The sequence below is a fragment of the Oceanobacillus sp. FSL W8-0428 genome, assembly GCF_038004405.1.
Classification (GTDB): Bacteria; Bacillota; Bacilli; order Bacillales; family Amphibacillaceae; genus Oceanobacillus; species Oceanobacillus sojae.
Genome location: NZ_JBBORB010000001.1, coordinates 4384294 through 4410775, shown reverse-complemented (window position 1 = coordinate 4410775; position 26482 = coordinate 4384294). Strand labels below are relative to the sequence as shown.

At 38.8% G+C, this 26482-nt stretch carries 27 protein-coding genes; 26 read left to right on the top strand and 1 reads right to left on the bottom strand.

Annotation, left to right across the window (positions count from 1 at the left end; all coding sequences use genetic code 11):
* Positions 1–161: 161 nt before the first annotated feature.
* The 9 genes from sdaAB to rnc all read left to right on the top strand — a co-directional run bounded on the left by sdaAB (position 162) and on the right by rnc (position 9017).
* The gene (sdaAB, locus tag MKY30_RS21260; RefSeq protein WP_156986056.1) at positions 162–824 is read left to right on the top strand and encodes an L-serine ammonia-lyase, iron-sulfur-dependent subunit beta; all 663 of its coding nucleotides are present in this window, start codon (positions 162–164) and stop codon (positions 822–824) included.
* A 21-nt stretch (positions 825–845) separates the two neighbouring features.
* Positions 846–1721 (top strand): L-serine ammonia-lyase, iron-sulfur-dependent, subunit alpha, encoded by an 876-nt coding sequence (gene sdaAA / locus MKY30_RS21255; protein ID WP_156986057.1) that lies wholly within the window; start codon positions 846–848, stop codon positions 1719–1721.
* Between the two features lie 289 nt (positions 1722–2010).
* Positions 2011–4038 (top strand): ATP-dependent DNA helicase RecG, encoded by a 2028-nt coding sequence (recG, locus tag MKY30_RS21250; protein WP_341085308.1) that lies wholly within the window; start codon positions 2011–2013, stop codon positions 4036–4038.
* Between the two features lie 432 nt (positions 4039–4470).
* Complete coding sequence (gene fapR / locus MKY30_RS21245; protein WP_147209681.1) at positions 4471–5043, top strand: transcription factor FapR; 573 nt, start codon at positions 4471–4473, stop codon at positions 5041–5043.
* Between the two features lie 4 nt (positions 5044–5047).
* Positions 5048–6049, top strand: a complete 1002-nt coding sequence (plsX, locus tag MKY30_RS21240; RefSeq protein WP_147209577.1) for a phosphate acyltransferase PlsX — start codon at positions 5048–5050, stop codon at positions 6047–6049.
* Positions 6050–6988 carry an ACP S-malonyltransferase gene (gene fabD, locus MKY30_RS21235; protein WP_341085303.1) on the top strand — a complete coding sequence of 313 codons (939 nt, stop codon included), beginning with the start codon at positions 6050–6052 and terminating at the stop codon, positions 6986–6988. It abuts the gene before it with no gap.
* The gene (fabG, locus tag MKY30_RS21230; RefSeq protein ID WP_147209575.1) at positions 6988–7728 is read left to right on the top strand and encodes a 3-oxoacyl-[acyl-carrier-protein] reductase; all 741 of its coding nucleotides are present in this window, start codon (positions 6988–6990) and stop codon (positions 7726–7728) included. The genes fabD and fabG overlap by 1 nt, the downstream gene beginning before the upstream one ends.
* 65 nt (positions 7729–7793) lie before the next feature.
* Positions 7794–8027, top strand: coding sequence for an acyl carrier protein (gene acpP, locus MKY30_RS21225; protein ID WP_077601135.1), 234 nt, complete (start codon positions 7794–7796; stop codon positions 8025–8027).
* 303 nt (positions 8028–8330) lie between these two features.
* Complete coding sequence (gene rnc, locus MKY30_RS21220; RefSeq protein WP_147209574.1) at positions 8331–9017, top strand: ribonuclease III; 687 nt, start codon at positions 8331–8333, stop codon at positions 9015–9017.
* A 91-nt stretch (positions 9018–9108) separates the two neighbouring features.
* On the opposite strand, the gene MKY30_RS21215 is transcribed toward rnc, so the two are convergent.
* Positions 9109–9330, bottom strand: a complete 222-nt coding sequence (locus MKY30_RS21215) for a DUF1128 domain-containing protein (protein ID WP_147209573.1) — start codon at positions 9328–9330, stop codon at positions 9109–9111.
* Positions 9331–9803: 473 nt separating this feature from the next.
* On the opposite strand from MKY30_RS21215, the gene smc reads away from it, so the two are divergent.
* From smc to sucD, 17 genes are all read left to right on the top strand, one after another.
* Positions 9804–13373, top strand: a complete 3570-nt coding sequence (smc, locus tag MKY30_RS21210) for a chromosome segregation protein SMC (protein ID WP_341085300.1) — start codon at positions 9804–9806, stop codon at positions 13371–13373.
* Between the two features lie 12 nt (positions 13374–13385).
* Positions 13386–14396: a signal recognition particle-docking protein FtsY gene (gene ftsY, locus MKY30_RS21205; RefSeq protein WP_341085298.1), complete on the top strand. Its 1011-nt coding sequence runs from the start codon at positions 13386–13388 to the stop codon at positions 14394–14396.
* A gap of 87 nt (positions 14397–14483) precedes the next feature.
* Positions 14484–14801, top strand: coding sequence for a putative DNA-binding protein (locus tag MKY30_RS21200; protein WP_147209570.1), 318 nt, complete (start codon positions 14484–14486; stop codon positions 14799–14801).
* 13 nt (positions 14802–14814) lie between these two features.
* The gene (ffh, locus tag MKY30_RS21195; RefSeq protein ID WP_156986059.1) at positions 14815–16161 is read left to right on the top strand and encodes a signal recognition particle protein; all 1347 of its coding nucleotides are present in this window, start codon (positions 14815–14817) and stop codon (positions 16159–16161) included.
* A gap of 120 nt (positions 16162–16281) precedes the next feature.
* The gene (gene rpsP / locus MKY30_RS21190) at positions 16282–16554 is read left to right on the top strand and encodes a 30S ribosomal protein S16 (RefSeq protein ID WP_040980064.1); all 273 of its coding nucleotides are present in this window, start codon (positions 16282–16284) and stop codon (positions 16552–16554) included.
* A gap of 13 nt (positions 16555–16567) precedes the next feature.
* Positions 16568–16795 (top strand): KH domain-containing protein, encoded by a 228-nt coding sequence (locus MKY30_RS21185; protein ID WP_156986060.1) that lies wholly within the window; start codon positions 16568–16570, stop codon positions 16793–16795.
* Positions 16796–16934: 139 nt separating this feature from the next.
* On the top strand, positions 16935–17324 hold the full coding sequence (locus tag MKY30_RS21180; RefSeq protein WP_156986061.1) for a YlqD family protein: 390 nt from the start codon (positions 16935–16937) through the stop codon (positions 17322–17324).
* A gap of 14 nt (positions 17325–17338) precedes the next feature.
* Positions 17339–17851 (top strand): ribosome maturation factor RimM, encoded by a 513-nt coding sequence (gene rimM / locus MKY30_RS21175; protein ID WP_156986062.1) that lies wholly within the window; start codon positions 17339–17341, stop codon positions 17849–17851.
* Positions 17852–18583, top strand: a complete 732-nt coding sequence (gene trmD / locus MKY30_RS21170) for a tRNA (guanosine(37)-N1)-methyltransferase TrmD (protein ID WP_341085296.1) — start codon at positions 17852–17854, stop codon at positions 18581–18583.
* 126 nt (positions 18584–18709) lie between these two features.
* On the top strand, positions 18710–19054 hold the full coding sequence (gene rplS / locus MKY30_RS21165; protein ID WP_077601146.1) for a 50S ribosomal protein L19: 345 nt from the start codon (positions 18710–18712) through the stop codon (positions 19052–19054).
* Between the two features lie 259 nt (positions 19055–19313).
* Entirely contained in the window at positions 19314–19862 is a 549-nt protein-coding gene (gene lepB / locus MKY30_RS21160; protein ID WP_147209564.1) for a signal peptidase I, read from the top strand.
* A gap of 135 nt (positions 19863–19997) precedes the next feature.
* Positions 19998–20837, top strand: a complete 840-nt coding sequence (ylqF, locus tag MKY30_RS21155) for a ribosome biogenesis GTPase YlqF (RefSeq protein WP_341085293.1) — start codon at positions 19998–20000, stop codon at positions 20835–20837.
* A 167-nt stretch (positions 20838–21004) separates the two neighbouring features.
* Positions 21005–21775 (top strand): ribonuclease HII, encoded by a 771-nt coding sequence (locus MKY30_RS21150; RefSeq protein WP_156986066.1) that lies wholly within the window; start codon positions 21005–21007, stop codon positions 21773–21775.
* A 21-nt stretch (positions 21776–21796) separates the two neighbouring features.
* Positions 21797–23956: a hypothetical protein gene (locus MKY30_RS21145; RefSeq protein WP_341085291.1), complete on the top strand. Its 2160-nt coding sequence runs from the start codon at positions 21797–21799 to the stop codon at positions 23954–23956.
* Positions 23953–24234, top strand: coding sequence for an EscU/YscU/HrcU family type III secretion system export apparatus switch protein (locus tag MKY30_RS21140; protein ID WP_339282382.1), 282 nt, complete (start codon positions 23953–23955; stop codon positions 24232–24234). The genes MKY30_RS21145 and MKY30_RS21140 overlap by 4 nt, the downstream gene beginning before the upstream one ends.
* Positions 24235–24348: 114 nt before the next feature.
* Positions 24349–25509, top strand: a complete 1161-nt coding sequence (sucC, locus tag MKY30_RS21135) for an ADP-forming succinate--CoA ligase subunit beta (protein ID WP_147209560.1) — start codon at positions 24349–24351, stop codon at positions 25507–25509.
* A gap of 61 nt (positions 25510–25570) precedes the next feature.
* Positions 25571–26473, top strand: coding sequence for a succinate--CoA ligase subunit alpha (gene sucD / locus MKY30_RS21130; protein WP_339282380.1), 903 nt, complete (start codon positions 25571–25573; stop codon positions 26471–26473).
* Positions 26474–26482: the final 9 nt, after the last annotated feature.

Genomic DNA, 26482 nt, shown 5'->3' with positions numbered 1-26482 from the left:
CCAGCCTGATGTATATAATCAGGCTGGGCTTTGTTCTGTATTAATTTTTTATAAGGGATTCGAACGCATGATTGCTTTTTTTGATTAAATTGTGAATCAATCCCGGATTTTTGTTATAATAATATTAGTAGGCTTAAATAATTATAGGACGGTGTTATTCTATGAAATATAATTCCGTATTCGATATTATCGGTCCGGTTATGGTTGGACCTTCAAGTTCACATACAGCTGGAGCTGCGCGTATTGGCAAAGCAGCCAGGAATCTTTTTGGCAGACAGCCTAAATGGGCGAAAATACACCTTTATGAATCTTTTGCTAAAACCTATCGGGGGCATGGAACAGATTTTGCACTTGTTGGCGGTCTTTTAGGGATGGAAACGGATGATCCCCAAATTAGTAAAGCATTGCAGCTGGCTCAAGAAAAAGGACTGGAGATTGAATTCATTGAAGATAGTGCATCGGCAAATCATCCGAATACGGTTCGTATGATAATTGGAGATGACAGCGAACAGCAGGAACTGATGGGGATATCCATTGGTGGCGGTAAAGTGGAGATTACAGAACTAAACGGTTTTGAACTCAGGTTATCCGGAAATCATCCGGCTATTCTAATAATGCATAATGATCGTTTTGGAGCGATTGCATCCGTAACAAAGATCTTAGCGAAACATGAATTGAATATTGGTCATATGGAAGTAAATCGCAAAGATATTGGTAAAGAGGCACTGATGGTTATTGAAGTAGACCAGAATGTAGATGACGCTATACTGCAGGAGCTTCAGGCAGCTGACCATATTACCTCTATTGCAAAGATTGTTAGTTAAAAAGGAGAAAGGGGGAAGATTATGTTTAGAACAGTGGCAGAATTAATAGAGATGGCAGAAAAAGAGAATATTCCGATTTCAGAAGTGATGATACGTCAAGAAATGGATGTCAAAGAGAAGTCAAGGGAAGAAGTTTTTTCAGAAATGGAAAAAAATCTTGTCGTTATGGAAAAAGCTATTGAGGATGCTCTAAAAGGTGTCCAATCAGTGACGGGACTCACCGGAGGGGACGCTGTTAAAGTACAAAAATATATGAAGGAGAAGACTCCTCTTTCCGGTAATTTAATGATGGATGCTGTCAGTAAAGCCATGGGGACAAATGAAGTAAATGCTGCTATGGGGATTATTTGTGCTACACCAACGGCGGGAAGTGCAGGTTGTGTACCAGGCACATTATTTGCAGTAAAAGAGCAGTTAAACCCGACGAGAGAAGAAATGATACGCTATCTATTCACTTCAGGGGCCTTTGGCTTTGTAGTGGCAAATAATGCTTTTATTTCTGGTGCAGCAGGCGGATGTCAGGCTGAGGTAGGGTCTGCAGGAGCAATGGCGTCAGCGGCTATTGTAGAGATGGCAGGAGGCACACCCAGACAATCATCTCATGCTTTTGCAATTACATTAAAAAATATGCTCGGTTTAGTGTGTGACCCGGTTGCGGGTTTAGTGGAAGTCCCATGTGTGAAGAGAAATGCAGCAGGATCATCTCTAGCTATTGTATCAGCTGATTTGGCATTAGCAGGTGTAGAAAGCCGTATCCCATGTGATGAAGTGATTGGTGCAATGTACCGAATCGGAAAGCAAATGCCTTCATCTCTGCGTGAGACTGGAGAAGGCGGCCTGGCTGATACACCGACAGGGCGGTTTTTGAAAGAAAAAATCTTTGGCGTAACTGTCTAGCTGATAGAAATATGATGTCCCATCGAAACCATTGGGATTATTCGCCTTGTTAAAACTATCTCACTTATGTTCTTGGGTGAAAGTCAACATCGGTTCAAAATGACGGAATGTAGTTGAAAAACAGGCTGAAGCATAACTTTGGCACCCCTTTAAAAGGGGATGCTTCCTATACCTCAAGAGCAAAGAAAATTCGGCCAAAGTCGAATCATCTCCGAAAATGGAGGGAGCAATCTCTTTGCTTTTAAATAGGCGCAGCTTGCGCTTTTAGTTTTAGAAAAGGATGTTGGAAATGAACAAATCGATATTAGAAGTTAAAGGTGTTGGCGAAAAGTTAGCAGAACAGCTTGCTTTAATGCATATTTATGAAACTGACGATATATTAGAATATTTCCCATATCGATACGATATCTATGAAGAAAAACCATTGCAAGAGCTGGTGCATGATGAGAAGGTCACGATTAAAGGGAAGGTCATTTACGATCCTTCTCTTACTTTTTTTGGAAAGAAAAAGTCCAGGCTAAGTTTTACAATAGAAGTAGAAGGTATTGCTGTCAAAGCAATTATGTTTAACCGGGCATTTGCAAAAAAACAGATTCAGCAAGGACAAGATATTACCTTAACAGGAAAATGGGATGCTCACCGGCTGCAAATTACAGTCAGCAAATATAAAATAGGGAAAATGGAAGAAAATGATTCGATTACTCCTGTCTATTCGTTGAAGGGAGAGTTGACTTCCTATAAATTTCACAAGCTTTTAAAGCAGATCTTTGACTCACAGGAAGAAGATGTAACGGAGATTCTTCCTGTCTCTTATCTAGAAAATTATAAGCTTCCGAAACGGAAAGAAGCAGTAAAAACGATGCATTTTCCCGAGAGCAGAGTTGCTTTAAAACATGCACGGCGCAGGTTTATTTATGAAGAATTTTTACTGTTTCAGTTGAAAATGCAATTAATTAGAAAAATAAATCGTGAATCAACAAAAGGAAATGCTCAAGCGTTTCAGACGGACAAGGTAGATAGTTTTATCGCCTCATTCCCTTTCACCCTCACAGAGGCACAGCAAAAAGCGTTGACAGAGATTTTAAAAGATATGAAGAGTGCCTATCGAATGAATCGGCTCCTCCAGGGTGATGTTGGTTCTGGGAAAACGGCTGTGGCAGCAATTTGTTTATACGCTGCTGTTACTGCAGGCAAGCAGGGGGCATTAATGGTACCCACAGAAATTTTAGCAGAACAGCATTATCAATCTTTTCAGTCTATGCTGGGGGAAAGAGCGAGCATTGCTTTGCTGACCGGATCTGTGAAAGGGAAGAAACGCAAAGAGCTGACACAGAAAATTGAAAATCAGGAAATAGATATCGTAATCGGCACACATGCACTTATCCAAGAAGATGTCCTGTTTAAAAATCTCGGCTTAGCAATTGTTGATGAGCAGCATCGCTTTGGTGTTGCGCAGCGCAGAACATTGCGGGATAAAGGACTGGACCCTGATGTATTATTTATGACAGCTACACCAATTCCCCGGACACTTGCAATTACAACTTTCGGTGATATGGACGTTTCTATCATTAATCAGCTTCCTTCCGGGAGAAAAGAGATAGAAACATTATGGGTCAAGGAAAATATGTTTGAGCGGATTCTTGATTTTATTCAAGAGCGGGTTAAACAGGGTGAGCAGGCATATATTATAAGTCCTCTAATCGAAGAATCGGATAAATTAGATATTCAAAATGCTGTTGATCTGTACCATCAGTTATCAGCTTATTACGATAATGAAATGGAAATTGGTTTAATGCACGGCCGTTTATCTTCGGCAGAAAAAGATGAGGTTATGCGTGATTTTGCTGATAATAAAGTAAAAATTTTAGTATCAACTACTGTTGTTGAAGTAGGGGTAAATGTTCCCAATGCTACGGTGATGGTTATCTATGATGCCGAGCGTTTCGGCTTATCACAGCTGCATCAGCTTCGGGGACGAGTAGGAAGAGGAGATAAACAAAGCTATTGTATTCTGATTGCAGAGCCTAAAGGAGAGGTCGGCAAGGAGCGTATGCGCATCATGTCAGAAACAAGTGACGGATTTGAGCTGTCTGAACAAGACCTGCAGTTACGCGGACCGGGAGATTTCTTTGGCAGAAAACAAAGCGGTATGCCGGAATTTAAAGTAGCTGATATGGTGCACGACTACCGAGCACTGGAAACCGCACGGCAGGATGCCCAAAATATTGTTGAGAACAATTTACTGCAAACCAAAGACTATCAGCAATTGAAAGAAATATTAGCAGATGAAGAAGGTCTTTTGGAAAAATTGGACTAAATAAAAGTATAGTCGGGCTATCGTGAAGAATCATCTTACGACAGACTCTATATTAGAAATTTAATTTTGACCTATTAGGCATGAAACACCATTATTATTATGAATTTTCTCCGGGAATGTGTTTACTCAACAGTGATTTCTTTCTGTTAAAATGTATTACTTTGTGTACCGATTAATTAATAGATTACTTGCATAAAAAAGGCTGCTATTATATATTACTATTAGTACCAAGTCATAAAGCGATGCTTCCCTCTGATGGGGGTTGGGTTCTTTCCCTGCGGAAACCTGAGCTAATCAGGAGATAAACTGACTGTTTTCCCCATTTATACGCATTGTTTCCTTCGAACTTCCATAGGGGAATGACGGATAATTATACTTTGATAAATTGAATTGACTCTCTGAAAAATATTAAATGAAAGTTTGATGGTAAAAATGAGACGCTCAAAAGCAGAACGACAATCGTTATTAAGAGAAAAAATAGAAGACTCTCCATTTGTAACAGATGAGCAGCTTGCGAAGGATTTTCAGGTGAGTATACAAACAATCCGGCTGGACCGTATGGAGCTATCTATTCCTGAACTCCGTGAACGGATAAAGTATGTTGCTACAAAGCAATGGAATGAGACTGTAAAAGCCTTGCCAGTCGAAGAAGTAATTGGAGATATCATAGATTTGGAATTGGATCAGCGGGCAATATCTATGCTTGATATAACATCAGAGTTTGTTTTTTCCAGAAATAAGATTGCCAGAGGGCATCATCTGTTTGCCCAGGCTAATTCATTGGCAGTAGCTGTAATTAACGATGAACTTGCTTTGACAGCCAAGTCTAACCTGCGCTTTAAAAGACAGGTGAAAGAAGGAGAGCGAGTGGTTGCAAAAGCTGTTGTTAAAGGCAAGGATAACCGCGGACACACGATTGTAGAAGTAAACAGCTTCGTAAATAATGAACCTGTACTTACGGGTGAATTTTTCATGTTTCATTCCAGTGAAAGTAAAGGAGAATAGATGAATGCGATTAGCAATTGATGCAATGGGAGGCGACCATGCACCAAAAGAAATTGTTTTAGGTGCAATGGATGCTGTAAAAGAAAATAAGGATTTACAAATAACACTTTATGGTGATGAGAAACAGATTAAACCAATTTTAACGGATAATCGACAAATCAAAATAATACATACAGATGAAAAAATTACATCAGAGGACGAGCCTGTGAAAGCTGTACGCCGCAAAAAGAATTCTTCTCTTGTATTAATGGCGAAGGCTGTCAAAGATGGCGAAGCAGACGCCTGTATTTCTGCTGGTAATACAGGAGCTTTAATGAGCGCTGGTTTATTTGTCGTGGGGCGTATACCTGGAATTGACCGTCCAGCGTTAAGTCCTACTTTCCCCACTGTAGATGGACAAGGGTTCCTGATGCTGGACGTTGGAGCAAATGTGGATGCGAAACCAGAGCATCTGCTTCAATATGCTATTATGGGTTCGATATATGTAGAGAGGGTAAGAAATATCAAAAGCCCTCGGGTTGGATTATTAAATGTAGGCACTGAAGATGGAAAAGGGAATGATTTAACTAAAAAGGCATTTCAGCTTTTAGAAAATGCTCCAATCCATTTTGTTGGTAATGTAGAGGCGAGAGATATATTAAACGGTGTTGCCGATGTTGTTGTTACAGATGGGTTTAGCGGAAATGTAGCATTAAAAACAATGGAGGGTGTTGCTGAAACTATCTTTTCACTTTTAAAAGGTGCGTTTATGTCCTCTACGAAGACAAAAATTGCTGCGACGCTTGTTAAAAAAGACTTGAAAGGCATAAAGGATCGTTTAGATTACTCGGAATATGGCGGTGCCGGCTTATTTGGGCTCCGTGCGCCTGTTATTAAAGCGCATGGCTCCTCAAAAAGCAGAGCGGTAACAAATGCTGTAAAACAAGCTGTTTATATGGTTGACAATAATGTAACAGCAACGATTCAAGAAACGATTGAGATGATGAATAACGAGGAGGAGAAATAAATGAAACGTATTGCATTTATGTTCCCGGGTCAAGGGTCGCAAGCAGTAGGTATGGGGAAAGACTTGTATGATGCTTACCCGCAGGTGAAAGAATTGTACAAAGAAGCAAATGAAGTTCTGGATATGGATTTACAGACCCTGATGTTTGAGGGTCCTAAAGAAACATTAACAGAGACAGAAAACACACAGCCTGCATTATTGCTATCCAGTGTTGCCGTTTCTCAGCTTTTAGAGGAAAACGGCATTCAGCCTTCTATGGTTGTCGGACATAGTTTAGGAGAGTACAGCGCACTTGTGGCAGCTGGTGCAATCAAGTGGCAAGATGCCATCCGGCTAGTTAAAGTAAGAGGCCGTTTAATGGAGCAGGCATTTCCTAAAGGGCAAGGAACGATGGCTGCTGTTTTAGGTCTTGATCAGGACAAAGTCCAGGAAGCTCTGAATCAAGTAACGGATGAAATTGTAGATATGGCAAATTTAAACTGTCCGGGTCAAATCGTTATCTCTGGTTCCGTTTCAGGAGTTGAACAAGCAACAGTATTATTAAAAGAGGCTGGAGCAAAACGTATACTTCCGCTAAATGTAAGTGGCCCATTCCATTCCAGATTGATGAAGCAGGCGAACGAAGGTTTTGCAGCTTATTTAAGCGACACAGCTTTAGAAGATGCCAAAATACCTGTTTATGCAAATGTTTCTGCAGGAGCAGTCACTTCGAAGGAAACAATTAAAGAACTATTAGTACAGCAGCTATACTCACCAGTTCGATTTGAAGAATCTGTTCAAAATATGTTAAAAGAAGATATTGATGCATTTGTTGAAGTGGGTACAGGTAAAGTATTGTGCGGATTATTAAAGAAAATTGACCGGAAAACAAAAACGTTTGCTGTCCAGGATCAGGAATCACTCGAAGCGTTTATTCGCTGGTATAAGGAGGAAGAATAATGTTACAAGGTCAAACAGCAGTAGTAACAGGAGCTTCCAGGGGAATTGGCAGAGCAATTGCTTTGGAGCTGGCTAAAAATGGAGCCAATATTATTGTAAATTACTCAGGAAGTGAAGCAAAAGCCGAAGAGGTTGTGGGAGAAATCCAGGATCTTGGTGTAAAAGCAGTTAAAATTCAGGCAAATGTTGCTGATGAAGAGTCTGTAAAGCAATTAATGAAGCAGGCAATTAAAGAATTCGGTTCGATAGATATTCTGGTTAACAATGCCGGGATTACCAAAGATAATTTGTTGATGCGAATGAAGGAAGATGAATTTGATCAGGTGATTCAAACAAATCTTAAAGGTACATTCTTGTGTACAAAAGCAGTCAGCCGTCAAATGATGAAACAAAAAGCAGGACGTATTATTAATGTTGCATCTATTGTCGGAGTGAGTGGAAATCCTGGACAGGCTAACTATGTTGCAGCAAAAGCCGGTGTAATCGGTTTGACTAAAACGACAGCAAAGGAGCTGGCCTCCCGCAATATCTTGGTGAATGCCGTTGCTCCAGGTTTTATTTCTACAGATATGACCGATCAATTAAGTGAAGAACAGCAAGAATCTTTATTACAATTGGTACCACTTGAGCGTTTAGGAAAACCGGAAGATGTAGCAAGAGTTGTCCGCTTTTTAGCAAGCGAGGATGCGAATTATATTACAGGGCAGACCATTCATATTGACGGTGGAATGGTGATGTAATACAATTGCAGAACAAAAATAAAAACAAAAAATAATGGTATATTCTTGAAAGGAGGTGAACGGGAATGGCAGACGTATTTGAACAAGTAAAGTCAATTATTGCTGATCGTCTTGATGTAGACGAAGAAAAAGTAGTTTTAGAAGCTTCATTTAAAGATGACCTTGAAGCAGATTCATTAGACGTTGTTGAGCTTGTTATGGAATTAGAAGACGAGTTTGATATTGAAATCGCTGATGAAGATGCTGAAAAGATTAATACAGTAGGTGATGCTGTGGATTACATAAACAGCAAATCTTAATGAATAAATGGCTAAGGGGAAAGCTTCTTTGAAAGAGGCTTTCCTTGTATTGTTTATGAGGAAGTAAATATTTATAAGAATAAGCAAGTATAAAGAAGTATAAAAAATGCTGGAGATAGCCGCCGCAACGGATTTCATGGGGTGATTAATCTTAGGCCCCAGAAATACACTACGCTTTCCGGGGGCTGAGGCGTTGCCCGCGGAAAGCGACTTTCCGCAGCGGACATCCCCTCGGCAAGAACACCAGTATTTTAAAGACCAAATAATTTTCTTGTTTTTTCTTACACAATAAAGGAGGTTAATATGGACTTAAGTCAGCTGGAACAGGAATTAGGAATAACCTTTCAACAAAAGGATTTATTAAAAGAAGCATTTACACATTCTTCTTATGTCAATGAATATAAAAAAAGTAAGCTGAAGGATAATGAACGGCTGGAATTTTTAGGTGATGCAGTGCTTGAATTAGCTGTTTCACAATATTTGTATAGAAATAATCCCGATATGCCTGAAGGAGAAATGACCAAATTACGGGCGGCCATTGTTTGTGAAGCATCTTTAACTGTCTTCGCAAAGCAATCTAACTTTGGACAGTACATCCTTTTAGGGAAGGGAGAAGATAAGACCGGTGGGAGACAAAGACCGGCAATTTTAGCCGATGCTTTTGAGGCCTTTTTAGGAGCACTCTATTTGGATCAAGGCTTTGATGCAGTGCTGAACTTTTTGAACACACATATTTTCCCCACATTAACAGTAGATACATCAACAAGTGTGATGGATTATAAAAGCCATCTGCAGGAAATTGTCCAGCAGCAGAAAGACAGAAAAATTGAATATCAAATTATTAGTGAGCAGGGTCCTTCTCATCATAAAGAGTTTATTGCCCAGGTTATGATTCAGGGAGAACCGGCAGGAAAAGGGAATGGAAGAACGAAAAAAGAAGCAGAGCAAAAGGCAGCGAAAGCAGCATTGGAGAAAAAACTTCCAAAATAAAAAAGAGTTCCTTATCTTGAAAAAAACTCAAAAAACGTTACGCAAGAGTAATTTGGTTGCTTGTTCTTGCGTAACGTTTTTTACTAAATCTTTATTTTCGTATAGCCGCTAATTCATTAATAAAAGCTTGCGTTTCTGAGGCGCTTAAACGGCCTTTACTTACGACCATATCATACATCCATTTTAAATCTTCATATTTTTCGATATTGTAATCCTCTGCATCCATAATAGAACGATTTACTACTTGCAGCTTTTCAGCTAATTCTTGAAGCATGTATTCCATATTTTCTATACTTGGCTGTTCTAATTGCATGATGTCCTCCTTATATCTGTCCCTAGTCCAGAATTTATTATAGCATAATTTTTCTAAATCGTTAAAGACCGGTTTCTTAATTAATAGCGTGCAACACATAGGCTAAAGTGACATAATATGATAAAATATATTAGCTAAAGAATTCGGGAAATGATAGAAAAACATATTATGTTCTACATAGAATTTGAAAGACAATCATATAAGAAGTTGTACAAAAAGTCATCAAATGATTTCGGATGGACGAGTAACTACATCGATGTTGTCATGTTAAGGAGACCGCTACAGAATAATACTACGTTAGTTATTGTATTACCATCAAAACTCATTTCATTAACCGGATAATATCGATAACTACAGTCCGAGTTCCGAATGATAAGTATTTTGTGGTCTTCTAGTTTCTGATTTACCGACTTTTTGAACATGTACGATAGATTTAATAACTATAAAGATTAGTAAGTTTTAGGAGAATGATTATGCATTTAAAGCGATTAGAAAGTGTTGGATTTAAATCCTTTGCAGAGCGTATTAGTGTAGATTTCGTACCTGGTGTGACAGCGGTAGTAGGCCCAAATGGCAGCGGGAAAAGTAATATTACGGATGCGATACGCTGGGTGCTGGGAGAACAATCTATGAAATCCCTTCGCGGATCAAAAATGGAAGATATTATATTCCAGGGGAGCGACTCAAGATCTCCTTTAAATATCGCTGAAGTAACACTTGTATTAGATAATAAAGACCAGCGTGTGCCGCTGGATTATGAGGAAGTCAGTGTGACCAGGAGAGTTTACCGTTCTGGAGAAAGCGAATTTTATATAAATAAGCAGGCGTGCCGTCTGAAGGATATTGTTGATTTGTTTATTGACTCGGGGCTGGGCAGAGAAGCTTTTTCTATCATCAGTCAGGGCAGGGTAGAAGAGATTCTCAGCTCAAAAGCGGAGGAGCGCCGTGTCATTTTTGAAGAAGCAGCAGGCGTTTTAAAATATAAACAGCGTAAGAAAAAAGCCGAATATAAACTGGCTGAAACACAGGAAAATCTGAACCGTGTCGAGGATATTGTTCATGAAATAGAACAGCAGCTGGAGCCGCTTGAACAGCAATCTAAAAAAGCAAAAGAATATCAGACCCTACAGGCCGAGCTTCAAGAAACAGAGATTTCAGTGTTAATTACCGAAATGGAGCAGATTCATAATGAATGGCAGCAGGTTTTAGAAAATTTAGCAGTGAATGAGAGGAAACAGAAAGAGCAATCGGAAACAATTCGTCTTATCGAAGAAGATTTAGGTAAAGAAAAAGAACTCGCACAGCAGTATGAAGCAGAGATAGAACTGCAGCAGTCAAACTTATTAGATGTAACAGAACGATTGGAGAAGTTTGAAGGCAAAAAACAGTTATTTGAAGAACGCTCCAAGCATGCAGACGAAAATAAAGAAAAACTTGCTCAGCAATTAGATCGGGTTATCTCTAACGTAAAAGTGCTCGAGGAGCAAAAAGCAAAAGAGCAGAACAAGCTGGAGCAGCTGGAAGCAGAAAAAACAGATACCTTAACCCAAAAAAAAGAAATAGAAAAGAATTTAGCAATAAGCCCGGAAGACGTTGCAAATCGAATTGAGGATTTAAAGGCGGAGTATATTGAATTATTGAATCAGCAGGCAGCTTACCGAAATGAAAAGCAATCAGTCAATCGGCAGCAGGAACAAATTGATGCTAAAAATGTTTCGCAATCAATGAAGTTTAAAGGCATGCTCACGGAAAGAAATGAGCTGGAGGGTAAACAAACGTCAGTAGAAGCAATTCTGCAGTCACATCAGAAAAATTTAGAAGCTAAAAATCAGAAACTAAAGACGTTAAAGCTTGAAATGCAGTCGGAACGGGCAAAATACGAAGATGCACAATCAAAGCTTTATCAAGGTTATCAATATATTGAAAAGGTAAAATCAAAAAAAGAAATGCTTGAAGAAATGAAGGAAGATTTCCAAGGCTTCTTTCAGGGTGTCCGTCAGGTTTTACGGGCAAGAGAAGAAGGGAAATTAACCGATATTGAAGGAGCAGTAATTGAACTGATTGATGTCCCTAAGGACTATATTACAGCGATTGAAACAGTATTAGGAGGCCAGGCACAGCATATTGTTGTGGAATCAGATCAGGCAGCAAGAGCAGCTATTAATTGGCTGAAAAAAAACAATAGCGGACGGGCAACATTTCTGCCGCTGCAGTCTATCCAGCCGCGCTTTTTATCAAGTGAAGGAAAGCAGGAATTAAAAAATCATCCCGGCTTTATCGGGATTGCTTCTGAATTAGTACGCCCAAAGGCAAAAAAATATGCAAAAGCTGTACAGCATTTAATCGGAAATGTTGTCATTGCCAAAACATTACGTGATGCGAATGATATTGCAATAAAACTGCATAGGAGATACCGGATTGTGACCTTAGATGGAGATATGGTGCATCCGGGCGGGTCTATGTCAGGGGGGGCGCAGAAGAAGCAAAATCAATCTCTGTTTACCCGTGAAAAAGATTTACAAGAGCTGCACATGAGATTAGGGGAATACAAGCAAAAAACAGAGCAGTTCGAAAAAGGCGTACAACAAAAAAGAGATTATTTAAGGGAATTAGATGAAAAAATAAATCTCACTGAACAAGCTGTACAGAAAATGCAAAAAGATGTTCAGGACAGTCAAGCTGATTTTCAAACGCTGCAGGCAAAACTGACATCTATAAATGATAATTTATCCATCTATGATATGGATAAAAAGCAGAATGAAAAGAGTCATACAGAATTAGAAGACCGAAATGAAGTGCTGACAAAGGAATTAGAAAAAATTAGTAAGCAGCTTCAAATTGTACAAAAAGAAGTAGATGATTTAACAGAAGAAGAATCAAAATTAAAAGAAACACGTGCAAAATTACAGGATTCATTCTACGAAATTAAAGTAGCATTAGCAGAGCAGGAAGAACGTTTTAAATATCAGCAGGCTAATACAAAAGCGTTGCAGACACAGCTTGAACGGGCTGTGCTTGAAAAGAAGCAGGTAGAAGAAGAGCTTGAAACAATAACAGCAATTAAAAATCAAGAAGAGACCGAGGAAGAAATAGAAGAAAAAATTATTCGCACCAGAAGCTCCAAACAAGAAATAACTGAATGCATTGAAAGGCTCCGAAAAAAAAGAAAAGAAAGCTCCGATATCCAGCAGACTCTTGAAGAGAAGCTGAAAGAAGCCCAGAAGCAGTATGCCATTACAAATGAGCATTACCAAAAGCAGGAAGTGAAATCCAATCGCATGGATGTAGAGCTTGATAACCGTCTGCATCAGCTTGAAAAAGAGTATACGATGACATATGAGATGGCGAAACGGGATTATCCTAAGGTTGAAAACATGGAAGAGGCAAAAACAGTTGTCAGCAGCTTAAAAGATAAAATCAACCAATTAGGCACGATTAATCTGGGAGCTATTGGTGAATACGATCGTATCTCTGAAAGATATCAGTTTTTAAAGGAACAAAGAGATGACCTTGTAGAAGGAAAGAGAACGCTATATACTGTTATTGGAGAGATGGACACGGAAATGAAAGAAAGATTTGAGTCAACCTTTTCAAAAATAAAGGAAGAGTTCTCCCAAGTATTTATGCATTTATTCGGCGGAGGTCACGCAGAGTTGAAATTAACAGATCCTAAAAATTTATTAGAAACCGGCGTAGACATTATCGCACAGCCGCCAGGTAAAAAACTGCAGCATTTAAGTCTTTTATCAGGAGGAGAGCGGGCCTTAACTGCAATTGCACTTCTCTTTTCTATTTTGCGTGTCCGGCCAGTTCCTTTCTGCATATTGGATGAAGTAGAAGCAGCGTTAGATGAAGCAAATGTAGTGCGTTTTGCTAAGTATGTGAAGAAATTCAGCAGTGAGACGCAGTTTATCGTAATAACACATCGCAAAGGGACCATGGAGGAAGCCGATGTTCTTTATGGTGTAACAATGCAGGAATCAGGCGTATCAAGACTTGTTTCTGTCCGTTTAGAGGATACAAAAGAATTGATTCAATCGTAGGGGGATATCAATATGGGATTTATGGATAAGCTTAAAGCTCGTTTTAAGCAAAATGAAGAGACAAAGGAAGTTTCTGAGAAATATCAAGAAGGTATGGCGAAGACAAGAAATACCTTCTCAGGGAAAATAAATAACTTAATTGCGCGTTATCGTAAAGTAGACGAGGACTTCTTTGAAGAGTTAGAAGAGGTTTTAATTACAGCAGATGTAGGTGTTTCGACAGTTATGGATCTTGTCGAGGAACTGAAAATGGAAGTGAAACGTCAAAAAATTAAGGATTCTTCTGAGATAAAGGATGTTATCTCGGAGAAACTCGTAGAAATTTATTATGGTGAAGAAGATAAGTCCATCCAGCATTTACAGCTGGATGGAGAGGGATTGCAGGTTATTCTTGTTGTGGGTGTTAATGGTGTCGGGAAGACAACGAGCATCGGTAAGCTTGCGCACCAGTTGAAAGCAGACGGCAAGAACGTCATTTTAGCAGCTGGGGATACCTTCCGTGCCGGAGCAATTGAACAGCTGGAGGTTTGGGGAGAGCGCGCCGATGTTCCGGTGATTAAGCATAGTGAAGGAAGCGATCCGGCAGCAGTGATTTATGATGGAATTAAAGCTGCTAAATCCCGTGAAGCGGATGTTCTGATTTGTGACACTGCCGGAAGACTTCAAAATAAAGTAAACCTGATGAATGAGCTTGCCAAGGTAAAACGTGTAATCGAACGTGAGATTCCTGGTGCGCCCCATGAGGTTCTGCTTGTTTTGGACGCGACTACAGGCCAGAATGCATTAACGCAGGCACGCACTTTTTCAGAAGCAACAGATGTAACAGGCATTGTATTAACAAAATTAGATGGTACTGCCAAAGGAGGAATTGTGTTAGCTATTCGTAATGAACTGCAGATTCCTGTGAAATTTGTCGGTTTAGGTGAAGGAATTGACGACCTGCAGCAATTTGATGCAGATGCATTTGTATATGGGCTGTTTGCTGATTTAGGAATAAATGAAGAAGTAGAGGAAGACAAATAGGCGACAGCTGCTCGTCTACTTGACAATTGCTGATTTTGTTGGATATGATAAATGTAAAGGAAAATCACTTAACAAGAGGTGTACCCGGTGCTGGAAAAGACGAATCGGATAAATTATTTGTTTGACTTTTATCAACCGCTGTTAACACCAAAACAGCGCAGTTATATGGAAATGTATTATCTCGAAGATTATTCTTTAGGCGAAATTTCCGAGCTCTTTGAAGTTTCCAGACAAGCTGTATATGATAATATTAAAAGAACGGAAAAAATGTTAGAGTCCTATGAGGATAAGCTTCATCTTTTTTCGAAGTTTGAAAAACGTACGCAAATTATCTCAAAGCTTTCGGAAGCTGTAACAAGCCCGGAAGTAAAGAAGTATGTTCAACAATTACAAGATTTAGATTAGGGGGATACCTTCTATGGCATTTGAAGGATTAGCGGACCGTCTCCAGGGTACGATAAAGAAAATTACTGGTAAGGGTAAGGTCTCTGAGCAAGATGTAAAAGAGATGACAAGAGAAGTCCGACTGGCACTTTTAGAAGCAGACGTAAACTTCAAAGTTGTAAAACAGTTAATTGCCAGGATAAAAGAAAGAGCTGTCGGGCAAGAAGTGATGGAGAGCTTAACTCCGGGACAGCAGGTTATTAAAGTTGTAAAAGATGAATTAACAAATTTAATGGGCGGAGAACAAAGTAAAATTGCAGTAGCCGACCGTCCTCCAACAGTTATTATGATGGTTGGTTTACAAGGTGCCGGTAAAACGACAACAACTGGAAAGCTGGCTAACCATTTACGTAAGAAGCATAATCGCAATCCATTATTAGTTGCATGTGATATCTACCGTCCGGCGGCAATTAAACAGCTGGAAACACTTGGTACACAGCTGGATATGCCTGTGTTTTCATTAGGCACAGAAGCGAATCCTGTTGATATTGCTAAACAGGCGATTGCCAAAGCAAAAGAAGATCATAATGATTATGTCATTATTGATACAGCAGGCCGTCTTCATGTTGATGAGAATCTTATGGAAGAATTGCAGCAGATTAAAGCAGATGTCAAACCGGATGAAATTTTCTTAGTGGTTGACTCTATGACGGGACAAGATGCTGTCAATGTAGCAGAGAGCTTTAATGAACAGCTTGATATTACAGGAGTAGTTCTTACAAAATTAGATGGAGATACCCGCGGGGGTGCTGCACTTTCTATCAAAGCAGTTACAGATAAGCCGATTAAATTTGCCGGGATGGGTGAAAAACTGGATCAATTAGAGGCTTTTCATCCTGAGCGCATGGCGTCCAGAATTCTGGGCATGGGGGATGTTCTCTCCTTAATTGAAAAGGCACAAACTAATGTTGATGAGAAGCAGGCAAAAGAATTAGAAGAAAAAATGCGTACGATGTCCTTTACATTTGATGATTTCTTGGAGCAAATGGGACAGGTTCGCCAAATGGGACCGCTGGATGACTTAATGGCAATGATTCCTGGTGCTAACAAAATGAAAGGGTTGAAAAATGCGCAATTAGATGAAAGTCAATTAACAGAAGTAGAAGCAATTATTCAATCCATGACGAAGAAAGAACGTCAAGATCCTGCTATCATTAATGGAAGCAGAAGAAAACGTATTGCAAAAGGTTCAGGAACTTCTGTTGCGGCTGTAAACCGCTTATTAAAGCAGTTTTCAGAGATGAAAAAAATGATGAAGCAAATGACCAATATGCAAAAAGGTAAAAAAGGAAAAGGCGGATTTAAATTTCCTTTCATGTAAGGGTTGATTCTTGCGTATTTTTATAATAAAATATGCTTGTAATGGAAAAATACTTTACAGACTAAAAACTATCTGTTAGAATCAATTCTTGTGATAACATAATTATTGGAGGTGCAAAGCATGGCAGTAAAAATTCGTTTAAAACGTATGGGTTCAAAAAGAAATCCATTCTATCGTATTGTAGTAGCAGACTCTCGTTCTCCACGTGACGGACGTTCTATCGAACAAATCGGTACGTACAATCCTGTAGTGAATCCGGTTGAGGTTAAAATAGATGAGGAAAAAGCACTTGATTGGATGACAAAAGGTGCAAAACCTAGCGATACAGTACGTAATTTATTCTCTAACGAAGGCATCATGAAAAAATTTCACGAACAAAAAAATTCTAAATAAGTAGTGTGATATCATGAAAGCCCTGATTAAATCGATTGTTACCTCATTAGTAGATCATCCGGATGATATTGTTATTAAAGTAACGGAAGAAGATTCAAAGGTTATTTATCATTTAACAGTTCATCCGGATGATGTTGGAAAAGTCATTGGCAAAAATGGACGTATTGCTAAAGCGATACGTACGGTTGTATATGCAGCGAACACTGGTGGTAATAAACGCATTTTTTTGGATATTATGTAAGGTTCGTATTCAAAAAGCTGATATATCCAGTCTTTTTGAATAAACTGGTAAAGGGAAAGCTGACCCTGCTTTTAGGGGCTCAACTTTCCCTTTTTTACACATTTGTTACTCGAATCTATCAGGCAGGAGCTGAATCTGAATGAAATTAATAAAAAAAGTTCCCATCAAGCTAGTAGTGACAGAAGATAGTAAAGAAAAGATCCGCAAGAATTTTAATAATCATAAATTACGTCTTGAACAAGAGTGTCAACAACTCCAATTTGAAATACGAAAATTAAAAAATAAAAGTGTTAATGTTCGTTCAGATATGGAAACACGGTTTAACCAGGAAATTAAAAATCGACAGGAAAAAATGAAGCTATTGGATTTTAAAATAGAACAGCTGGATGAGTTAAAAATGGGTAGCGAAATCGTTGAAAAAGAGGTTGAAGCTCTTGTTGAGGTCGAAGTCGGTTCTGATTGGAATCATATTATGAAAGAGCAGGCTATCGTAATTAAAGATGATAAAGTTATCCGAATTGATGAGTAGAATAGGTGAGAGCTATGAATACAGAGAAATTAAAAATTGGTAAAATCGTTAATACACATGGAATTCGCGGCGAGATAAAGGTTTTGCGGATCACAGATTTTGAAGAGCGTTTTACACCAGGAAATGAAGTGATTATTACATCTGAACAAAAGGATATCATTTTAACGATTGATTCACACCGTATCCATAAAGGATTTGATTTGATTACATTTAAAGGATATTCAAATATTAATGATGTTGAAAAGTGGAAGGGTATGAATTTGTATATTGATAAGGATCAGGCTGAAGAATTGGAAGAAGATGCTTATTATTATCATGAAATTATCGGATGCAGGGTTGAGACAACGGAAGGTGAGTCTTTAGGGAAAATAAAAGAAATATTGTCTCCTGGAGCAAATGATGTATGGGTAGTACAGAGACCCGGTAAGAAAGATTTGTTATTGCCTTATATTGAAGATGTAGTTAAAAACGTAGATATCGAAACAGGTACAATTTCCGTGGAATTAATGGAAGGGATGTTAGATTAGATGCATATTGATATTCTGACCCTTTTTCCAGAGATGTTTCATGGTGTTATGGAGAGTTCTATTTTAAAAAAAGCAAAAGAGAAGGAACAATTTTCATATCAGCTTGTTGATTTCCGTAACTACTCCACTCATAAACATAAGAAGGTGGATGATTATCCTTATGGCGGGGGAGCTGGTATGGTACTGACCCCGCAGCCTGTGTTTGATGCTGTTGAAGCAGTGAGAAAAGAAAAAGCATCACAACCCCGTGTGGTTTTATTGTGCCCTCAAGGAGAAACATACACACAGGGAAAAGCAGAGGAACTGGCAAAGGAAGATCATCTTATTTTTATCTGCGGGCATTATGAAGGTTACGATGAACGGATTCGTGAACACCTTGTAACAGATGAAATTTCTATTGGGGATTATGTTCTGACAGGTGGAGAGTTAGGGGCGATGGTTATTATTGACAGTGTTGTCCGGCTGTTACCAGAAGCGTTGGGGAATGAAGAGTCAGCACAACAGGATTCTTTTTCGACCGGATTACTGGAGCACCCTCATTATACCCGTCCATCTGATTTTCGCGGAATGAAGGTTCCAGATGTATTATTATCAGGAAATCATGCCAATATTGAAGCCTGGAGAAGGAAGGAATCCTTGAAGCGGACTGCCCAAAGACGGCCTGATTTATTAGAAAATCATGAGCTGAATGAAGTAGATAAAAAAATAGTTCAGGAAATAAAAAATGACTAAAAATAGTTGTGCTTTACGATAGGATATGCTATATTATTAATTGTGCTTATATGCGTATAAGCATGTAGAACGATGTTCCGCTGTTCAAATAAGGGCATGAGCATTAGTTTGGAAGGAGTGAAAATCATGCAACAAATTATTGCTGATGTAACAAAAGATCAATTACGTACAGATCATCCTGATTTTCGGCCTGGTGATACTTTAAAGGTTCACGTTAAGGTTGTTGAGGGTACTCGCGAACGTATCCAGGTTTTTGAAGGTGTTGTAATTAAGCGTCAAAACGGTGGAATCAGCGAAACATTCACAGTAAGAAAAATTTCCTACGGTGTTGGTGTTGAACGTACTTTCCCATTACATTCACCAAGAGTTGATAAAATTGAAGTTTCTCGTCGCGGTATCGTACGTCGTGCGAAGCTTTACTATCTGCGTAACCTTCGTGGAAAAGCAGCTCGTATTAAAGAACGTCGTTAATCAACGAGTGAGAAATATGAAACTAATAAAAAGGGGCTATGTCAATATTGGCAGTAGCTCTTTTTCATTGTAAAGGAAAATATAATCAGAGCAGATGCTAAATAGAGTTTATATAATATTGTGCTTATCCAGCACCTTTTAAAGAACAGTTTATCAATTTTTCTTTTCTCTTCAGAAAAATTAATAATACTTAGAAGTTGTTTATCTAATGGTTACTAGCTACAATAAAAAGTAGACTGAAGTTATCGGAGGAAGTCAGATGACAGAGAAAGAGCAAAAAAAGAAAAAAAATGAATGGTTGGAATGGATAAAAGCAATACTGATTGCTGTTGGTTTTGTATTCATCGTACGGATGTTTTTATTTGCACCTATCGTTGTAGAAGGGCCTTCCATGCTTCCAACCCTGCATGACCGCGATCAAATGATTGTTAATAAAATTACTTATACACTCGGGGAACCGGATCGTTTTGATATTGTTGTTTTTCATGCTCCTGAGCAAAATGATTTTATCAAGCGTGTAATTGGTTTGCCTGGAGAGCATGTAGAAGTAAAGGATAATGTATTATATATAGATGGAGAGCCTATAGATGAGCCTTTTCTAAACGATCAGATCTATACGAATGATTTTAAGTTGGAAGAATTAGAAGAGGGGTATGAAGTAGTTCCTGAGGACAGTGTTTTCGTGATGGGTGATAACAGGAGCAACTCAACAGACAGCCGGATTATTGGCGTTGTACCAATGGATGAGGTTGTTGGAAAAGCAAGATTCGTCTACTGGCCATTGGATCGTATACATTTCAGTGAATAAGGGTGATCAAATAGTCCGCAAACAATGTTTTATTTGAGATCAAAAAGTACAATGTTTGCGAATCATTTACAGATTTACCAATTAAAGATAAAAAGTACTAAAGACTCTCAGGAGTGAAAGGAATCGTGAATCTAAATGCCTATACAATGGTTTCCAGGTCATATGGCGAAAGCACGGAGAGAAGTGCAGGAGCAATTAAAGCTCGTTGATTTTGTCATTGAATTAGTAGATGCAAGAGCCCCATACTCCTCACAAAATCCAATGCTGCAGGAAGTTTTAGGTCAAAAACCAAAGCTTGTTCTCTTAATGAAAAAGGATTTAGCAGATCCTTCAAGAACGCTTGAGTGGATAGAAAGCTATCAGGAAAAAGGGGTACAGGCAGCTGCAGTTGATGTGAACCAAAAGGGAGATATTCAACAAGTTGTTCAGCTGGCTAAAGCAATGGGTCAGGAGAAAATGGAAAAGCTAAAAGCTAAAGGAATTAAACCAAGACCTGCAAGAGCAATGATTGTCGGTATTCCAAATGTAGGGAAGTCTACATTAATTAATCGGCTTGCCAATAAAAAAATTGCTAAGACAGGGGACCGCCCTGGAATTACAAAACAACAATTATGGATTAAAATAAAGAAAGACTTTGAACTACTCGATACGCCAGGTATTTTATGGCCGAAATTTGAGGAAGAGATTGTAGGATACCGGCTTGCAGCAATAGGGACGATAAAAGACCAGCTGCTCCCTCTACAAGATATAACAGCATTTGTTATTCGTTTTCTGTTTGAAGAATATCCCACTCTTCTGAAGGACCGTTATGACATTGAGGATAGCTCTGATATGGTAGAGTTATTTGAAGGGATAGGAAGAAAACGTGGAGCATTGGAAAGTGGAGGACATGTGAATTTTGATAAGGTATCAGATATTGTACTTCAGGATTTACGTTCAGGAAAGCTGGGGAAATTTACGTTAGAACAACCGTAATTCACTCCCTGCCGAACTCTACAGATTTCCAGATAAAGCAAAAAATAAATTTATTCAACCGGTAGCCTGCAAGGGATTGTTCTTTGTAGGCTATTTTCTTATTTTAAGAAATAAGATGACTTAATATGTCTGATAAAATGACGATAATAAAAGAAAGTAGGAAAGTTATGAAGAAGCAGTCTATCGCCGAGATTAAAGTATTACTTAATGAAGACAATCTGACATCTGAAGAATGGGAAATACTCGTTCAAGATGATAGAAAAGGTGTGCAGACACTTTTAAAATCATATCAGCGAAAAAAAGAACATGAGAAAATTTTAATCAATCAGTTTGAAGAAATGCAGCAATATGAGAATAAAGCTTTTCAGAATGGCGCAGAACGAATTGCAGGTGTAGATGAGGTAGGGAGAGGGCCGCTTGCAGGTCCTGTTGTTGCAGCGGCAGTTATACTGCCCAAAGATTTCCGGTTAATCGGCTTAAATGATTCTAAGAAACTAAAGGAAAATGTAAGGGAAGAATATAGTGCTTATATCAAGGAGCATGCCATCAGTTATCATATTTCATTTATAAATAATCAGGTTATCGATCAAATTAATATTTATGAAGCTACAAAAAAAGCAATGTATGAAGCTTTATCTGGATTAACAGCATCTCCTGATCATGTATTGATTGATGCAGTCCATTTACCGAATTTAAACTGCTCCCAGGAAGCAATTATAAAGGGAGATGCGTCAAGCATCAGTATTGCAGCTGCCAGTGTTTTGGCAAAGGTGGCTCGTGATCAGTTTATGAAGGAATTGCATAAGGAGTTTCCCGGCTATGGATTTGATAAGAATATGGGATATGGCACAAAAGTCCATTTAGATGGATTAGCCGAATTTGGAGTGACACCTTATCACAGAAGATCATTTGCACCAATTAAGACTCTTGGAAAATGATAAAGAAAAAGAGGAGAAGCTATGAGGATTCAAGGAAACACGACAGCGGGAAAATTATTGGATTCATCAAAAGCAAGCCTGCTTAACAATTTGAAATCAGGGGATGTTTTACAAGGCACTGTAAAGCATCTTTATCCAAATCATAAGGCAGTCATACAAATGCAAGGCAATCAGCTTATTGCCCAGATTGAGGCTTCTCTTTCTGTAGGAGGAAAGTATTTTTTTCAAGTAACGTCCAATGAAGGAAAAATGCCTGAATTGAAAGTAATGACAGGTGAACAGCAAAACGGGAAACAATTAATTGGTAATCTGCTGCAACAGCTTGGCATAAAAGAAACCAGGCTATCTTCTCAATTGGTCAGTATGCTTGTCAGAGAACAAATCCCGATGCAGAGAAGGGACCTGCTGCAGGCAATTCAATATATTCAGGATAATAAAATTTCAACGCAGCAGGCTCAGCCAATTCTAATGCAATTGATGAAATTGCGTATTCCAGTGACGGCAGCTTCTTTCCAGGCAGTACAAGCGTATCAGAGCGGTGATTTAGGTGAAAGTTTAGCAGTACTTCAACGCTCACTTCCACCTGGTCAGCAGCCAATGCTGCAAGCTAATTTAGAGCATGTTTTAAAAGGCTTTGTATCTGAAGAAAGTGCCGTACGTGCTATTTTAACTGCTGATATACAACAGGAAAAACCTGTTTTATTTCCACTTCTCAAAAGCTTTGGACTCGTTTCCAAAGCACTAAATAAACAGGGGTGGACGAGTGCCTTACAGCAATGGAGCCAACCAGTCTCACAAAATCAAGCAGCAGCTGCACCATTTACTGCCAGCTTTGAAGGGATGAAGGAACAGATTAAATCTATTCTAGCGAATCAACAGCAGCTGATAATGGAAGCTAACGCTGCACAGGGAAGCTCTGTTCCAGCACAGGACAGGCCGAATTTAGCAGCTCAATTCCCAAAATATTTTTCAAATCATGTACAAGGAGATCAAGGAGCTGCCCGCCAGGTTATTGAAGCTCTATCAGAACCTAAAAATTTTCAAGTGTTAGAGCGGCTCATGAATATTTTGGAGTTTTCTAATGAAAAAGCTGTAAAAATAGTGCTGACTACTGATGCAAAGCAGGCAAAACCGATACTATTTCCTCTTTTGCAGGATTTAGGATTTATTTCAAAGATACTGGACAAGCAAGTGTGGGCCAATACATTACAGCAATGGAATCCTCCTGGAGCGCAAAATCAGGGTACAGTAACTCCGCCATTTACTACAAGCTTTGAAGGAGTAAGGGAGCAGCTGCAGTCTATTTTGGAAAATCAAAAGCAATTAATGACAGAAGCCAGAGTGTTACATGGAGCAATGATGCAAGGGACCAGTTCTTCTGAACATCCAAAAGCAAATTTAACTGCTCAATTTCCGCAGTACTTTACAAACCCAGTTCAGGTTACGCAAGGGAATGAGGGGGCAATCCGTCCATTACTGGAATCGTTAGCAGAAGCGAAAAGTTATCAAGCGATAGAACGGCTTATGAATATTTGGACAGCGTCAAATGAAAATATAATTAATAATCCTAAGGAGCAATTCCTGCACCAGATTCAGTGGGTTCTTCGCGATGCCGGTTTAAATGCAGAAAGCTCATTAAAAACAGATGATGCAAGCTCCATGCAGATGAAGCATTTATTATTGGAAATGCTTCAGAATAACAGTAGAGGGGCAGGAAGAGAGAATGCTCAGCAGGCTTTACACTTTTTAAATGGCATGCAATTAAATAATATAAATGACAGCAGTTATTTTGTTCAGGCTAATATACAGATCCCAAGTCAAAAGCTTGGTTTATCGAAGGATATTAATCTGCATTTTGAAGGAAAGAAAACTGCTGATGGAAACATTGATCCTGAATATTGTCGTATTATTTTTGATTTGCAGCTGCAAAGTATGAAAGAGACAATCATTGACCTTCATGTTCAAAAGAAGGCACTATCTATTATTATTTATAATGATCAATCTACTACACCGGGGTTAATAGACAAAATTCGACCCAATTTGCAGAAAGCGCTGGAGCAAATAAATTATCAGATAGCGTCTATTGTCTGTAAACCTTATACAGAAGCTGATAGACAGCAGCAGCCAGGAAGAAAAGCTGATGAAATGGCTGGTCAGGGAAAGGTGGATTTTCGAGTGTGAATGAGAAACGGAAAAAAGCAGTAGCCTTAAGCTATGAACAAAATATGGACGATGCCCCAAAAGTGACAGCATCCGGGAAAGGATTTATTGCTGATGAAATCATAGAAAGAGCTGTTGAGCACAATATACCAATTTTAGAGGATCCATCTTTAGTAGAGCTTTTGGGAGAACTGGATATTAATAAAAAGATTCCAGAAGAGCTGTTTCAAGTAGTTTCAGAGGTGTTTGCCTTTATTTATCGGACAGATAAACAAACTGGAAAAGAAAAAAGCAGATAAGCCCGTTTAAAATGAAATAGAGAAATAATATTCAATTTGTTTTCCCTATTTCTTGTTTATTTTATATATTTTTAATACAATAGTATTGCATTGATTTTGATAGGAGGATGGAAGATGAACATTCATGAGTACCAAGGTAAGCAAGTTTTACGAGAATTTGGTGTAAAAGTTCCGAACGGTCATGTTGCCTATTCAGTTGACGAAGCTGTAGAAGCTGCAGAAAAGCTTGGCTCACCTGTAACCGTTGTCAAAGCGCAAATCCATGCAGGTGGACGTGGAAAAGCTGGCGGTGTAAAGGTTGCAAAGAGCCTGGAGGAAGTTCGTACATATGCGGATGAAATTTTAGGAAAGACACTTGTAACACATCAAAACGGTCCTGACGGTACAGAAGTAAAACGTTTACTTATTGAAGAAGGCTGTGATATTCAAAAAGAATATTACGTAGGGGTAGTACTGGATCGGGCAACATCCAGGGTTGTTATGATGGCGTCTGAAGAAGGCGGCACAGAAATTGAAGAGGTAGCAGAAGCAACACCTGAAAAAATCTTCAAAGAAGTGATTGACCCTGTTGTCGGTTTAGCACCTTATCAAGCTAGAAGACTGGCATTTAATATTAATATTCCGAATGAATTACTAGGGAAAGCAGTTAAATTTATGACAGCACTTTATGAAGCTTTTGTTGCAAAGGATTGCTCTATCGCTGAAATCAATCCACTGGTAACAACAGGTGATAATGAAGTGCTTGCTTTAGATGCAAAATTAAACTTTGATGATAATGCGCTGTACCGTCATCCAGATATAGCGGAATTACGTGACTTAGGCGAAGAAGATGAAAAGGAAATTCAAGCATCTAAATATGACTTGAGCTATGTTTCATTAGATGGAAATATTGGATGTATGGTAAATGGTGCCGGTTTAGCAATGTCTACAATGGATATTATTAAACACTATGGCGGGGATCCGGCTAACTTCCTTGATGTGGGGGGCGGTGCTACAGCTGAAAAAGTAACAGAAGCATTTAAAATCATTCTTTCAGACAAAAATGTAAAAGGAATTTTTGTAAACATTTTTGGCGGAATTATGAAATGTGATGTTATTGCTGAAGGTGTTGTAGAAGCAACCAAACAAATTGGCTTAACCATTCCATTAGTTGTTCGTTTAGAAGGTACAAACGTAGAACGCGGAAAGCAAATTTTAGACGAGTCAGGTCTGAATATTACTTCTGCAGCTTCTATGGCAGACGGCGCAGAAAAGATTGTTGCTGCAGTGAAATAAAGTAGTTACCGTATGATTACTTACAAATAAAGGACGTATAATAGGAAAGGGCGGACTTAGAATGAGTGTTTATATTAATAAAGATACAAAAGTAATAGTCCAAGGGATTACAGGTGGAACTGCACGTTTCCATACAAAGCAAATGTTAGAATATGGTACAAAAATTGTTGGTGGTGTTACTCCTAAAAAAGCAGGTACTGAAGTAGAAGGGGTTCCTGTTTTTAATACAGTTGAAGATGCTGTAAAAGCTACTGGAGCAACTGCATCTGTTATCTATGTACCAGCACCTTTTGCTGCAGATGCAATTATTGAAGCAACAGATGCGGAGCTTGATTTAGTTATCTGTATTACAGAACATATCCCAGTAATGGATATGGTTAAAGTAAAACGTTATATGGAAGGCAAGAAAACACGCCTTGTCGGACCTAACTGCCCAGGTGTTATTACCGCTGATGAAACAAAAATTGGAATTATGCCTGGATATATCCATAAAAAAGGTCATATCGGTGTTGTTTCCCGCTCTGGTACATTAACATATGAAGCAGTTCATCAACTAACAGAAGCTGGTTATGGACAAACGACAGCAGTTGGTATCGGCGGTGATCCCGTTAACGGAACCAACTTCATTGATGTGTTGAAGGAATTTAATAATGATCCTGAAACAGAAGCTGTTATTATGATTGGTGAAATTGGCGGTACAGCTGAAGAAGAAGCTGCTGAATGGGTCAAAGCTAATATGACAAAACCAGTAGTCGGATTTATAGGTGGTGTTACAGCACCTCCAGGAAAACGTATGGGTCATGCCGGTGCGATTATCTCTGGAGGAAAAGGTACAGCTGATGAAAAAATCCGTGTTATGGAGTCCTGCGGTATTAAAGTAGCAGCTACACCTTCTGTAATGGGAGAAACAATGATTGAAGCATTAAAAGAAAATGGTTTGGAAGAAAAATGTAAAACGCACTAAGCCTGTTAT

Excerpts from the sequence above, each read along its gene's own strand:
- sdaAB (WP_156986056.1), top strand. The coding sequence starts at position 162 with ATGAAATATAATTCCGTATTCGATATTATCGGTCCGGTTATGGTTGGA.
- sdaAA (WP_156986057.1), top strand. The coding sequence starts at position 846 with ATGTTTAGAACAGTGGCAGAATTAATAGAGATGGCAGAAAAAGAGAAT.
- recG (WP_341085308.1), top strand. The coding sequence starts at position 2,011 with ATGAACAAATCGATATTAGAAGTTAAAGGTGTTGGCGAAAAGTTAGCA.
- fapR (WP_147209681.1), top strand. The coding sequence starts at position 4,471 with ATGAGACGCTCAAAAGCAGAACGACAATCGTTATTAAGAGAAAAAATA.
- plsX (WP_147209577.1), top strand. The coding sequence starts at position 5,048 with ATGCGATTAGCAATTGATGCAATGGGAGGCGACCATGCACCAAAAGAA.
- fabD (WP_341085303.1), top strand. The coding sequence starts at position 6,050 with ATGAAACGTATTGCATTTATGTTCCCGGGTCAAGGGTCGCAAGCAGTA.
- fabG (WP_147209575.1), top strand. The coding sequence starts at position 6,988 with ATGTTACAAGGTCAAACAGCAGTAGTAACAGGAGCTTCCAGGGGAATT.
- acpP (WP_077601135.1), top strand. The coding sequence starts at position 7,794 with ATGGCAGACGTATTTGAACAAGTAAAGTCAATTATTGCTGATCGTCTT.
- rnc (WP_147209574.1), top strand. The coding sequence starts at position 8,331 with ATGGACTTAAGTCAGCTGGAACAGGAATTAGGAATAACCTTTCAACAA.
- MKY30_RS21215 (WP_147209573.1), bottom strand. The coding sequence starts at position 9,330 with ATGCAATTAGAACAGCCAAGTATAGAAAATATGGAATACATGCTTCAA.
- smc (WP_341085300.1), top strand. The coding sequence starts at position 9,804 with ATGCATTTAAAGCGATTAGAAAGTGTTGGATTTAAATCCTTTGCAGAG.
- ftsY (WP_341085298.1), top strand. The coding sequence starts at position 13,386 with ATGGGATTTATGGATAAGCTTAAAGCTCGTTTTAAGCAAAATGAAGAG.
- ffh (WP_156986059.1), top strand. The coding sequence starts at position 14,815 with ATGGCATTTGAAGGATTAGCGGACCGTCTCCAGGGTACGATAAAGAAA.
- rpsP (WP_040980064.1), top strand. The coding sequence starts at position 16,282 with ATGGCAGTAAAAATTCGTTTAAAACGTATGGGTTCAAAAAGAAATCCA.
- MKY30_RS21185 (WP_156986060.1), top strand. The coding sequence starts at position 16,568 with ATGAAAGCCCTGATTAAATCGATTGTTACCTCATTAGTAGATCATCCG.
- MKY30_RS21180 (WP_156986061.1), top strand. The coding sequence starts at position 16,935 with ATGAAATTAATAAAAAAAGTTCCCATCAAGCTAGTAGTGACAGAAGAT.
- rimM (WP_156986062.1), top strand. The coding sequence starts at position 17,339 with ATGAATACAGAGAAATTAAAAATTGGTAAAATCGTTAATACACATGGA.
- trmD (WP_341085296.1), top strand. The coding sequence starts at position 17,852 with ATGCATATTGATATTCTGACCCTTTTTCCAGAGATGTTTCATGGTGTT.
- rplS (WP_077601146.1), top strand. The coding sequence starts at position 18,710 with ATGCAACAAATTATTGCTGATGTAACAAAAGATCAATTACGTACAGAT.
- lepB (WP_147209564.1), top strand. The coding sequence starts at position 19,314 with ATGACAGAGAAAGAGCAAAAAAAGAAAAAAAATGAATGGTTGGAATGG.
- ylqF (WP_341085293.1), top strand. The coding sequence starts at position 19,998 with ATGCCTATACAATGGTTTCCAGGTCATATGGCGAAAGCACGGAGAGAA.
- MKY30_RS21150 (WP_156986066.1), top strand. The coding sequence starts at position 21,005 with ATGAAGAAGCAGTCTATCGCCGAGATTAAAGTATTACTTAATGAAGAC.
- MKY30_RS21145 (WP_341085291.1), top strand. The coding sequence starts at position 21,797 with ATGAGGATTCAAGGAAACACGACAGCGGGAAAATTATTGGATTCATCA.
- sucC (WP_147209560.1), top strand. The coding sequence starts at position 24,349 with ATGAACATTCATGAGTACCAAGGTAAGCAAGTTTTACGAGAATTTGGT.
- sucD (WP_339282380.1), top strand. The coding sequence starts at position 25,571 with ATGAGTGTTTATATTAATAAAGATACAAAAGTAATAGTCCAAGGGATT.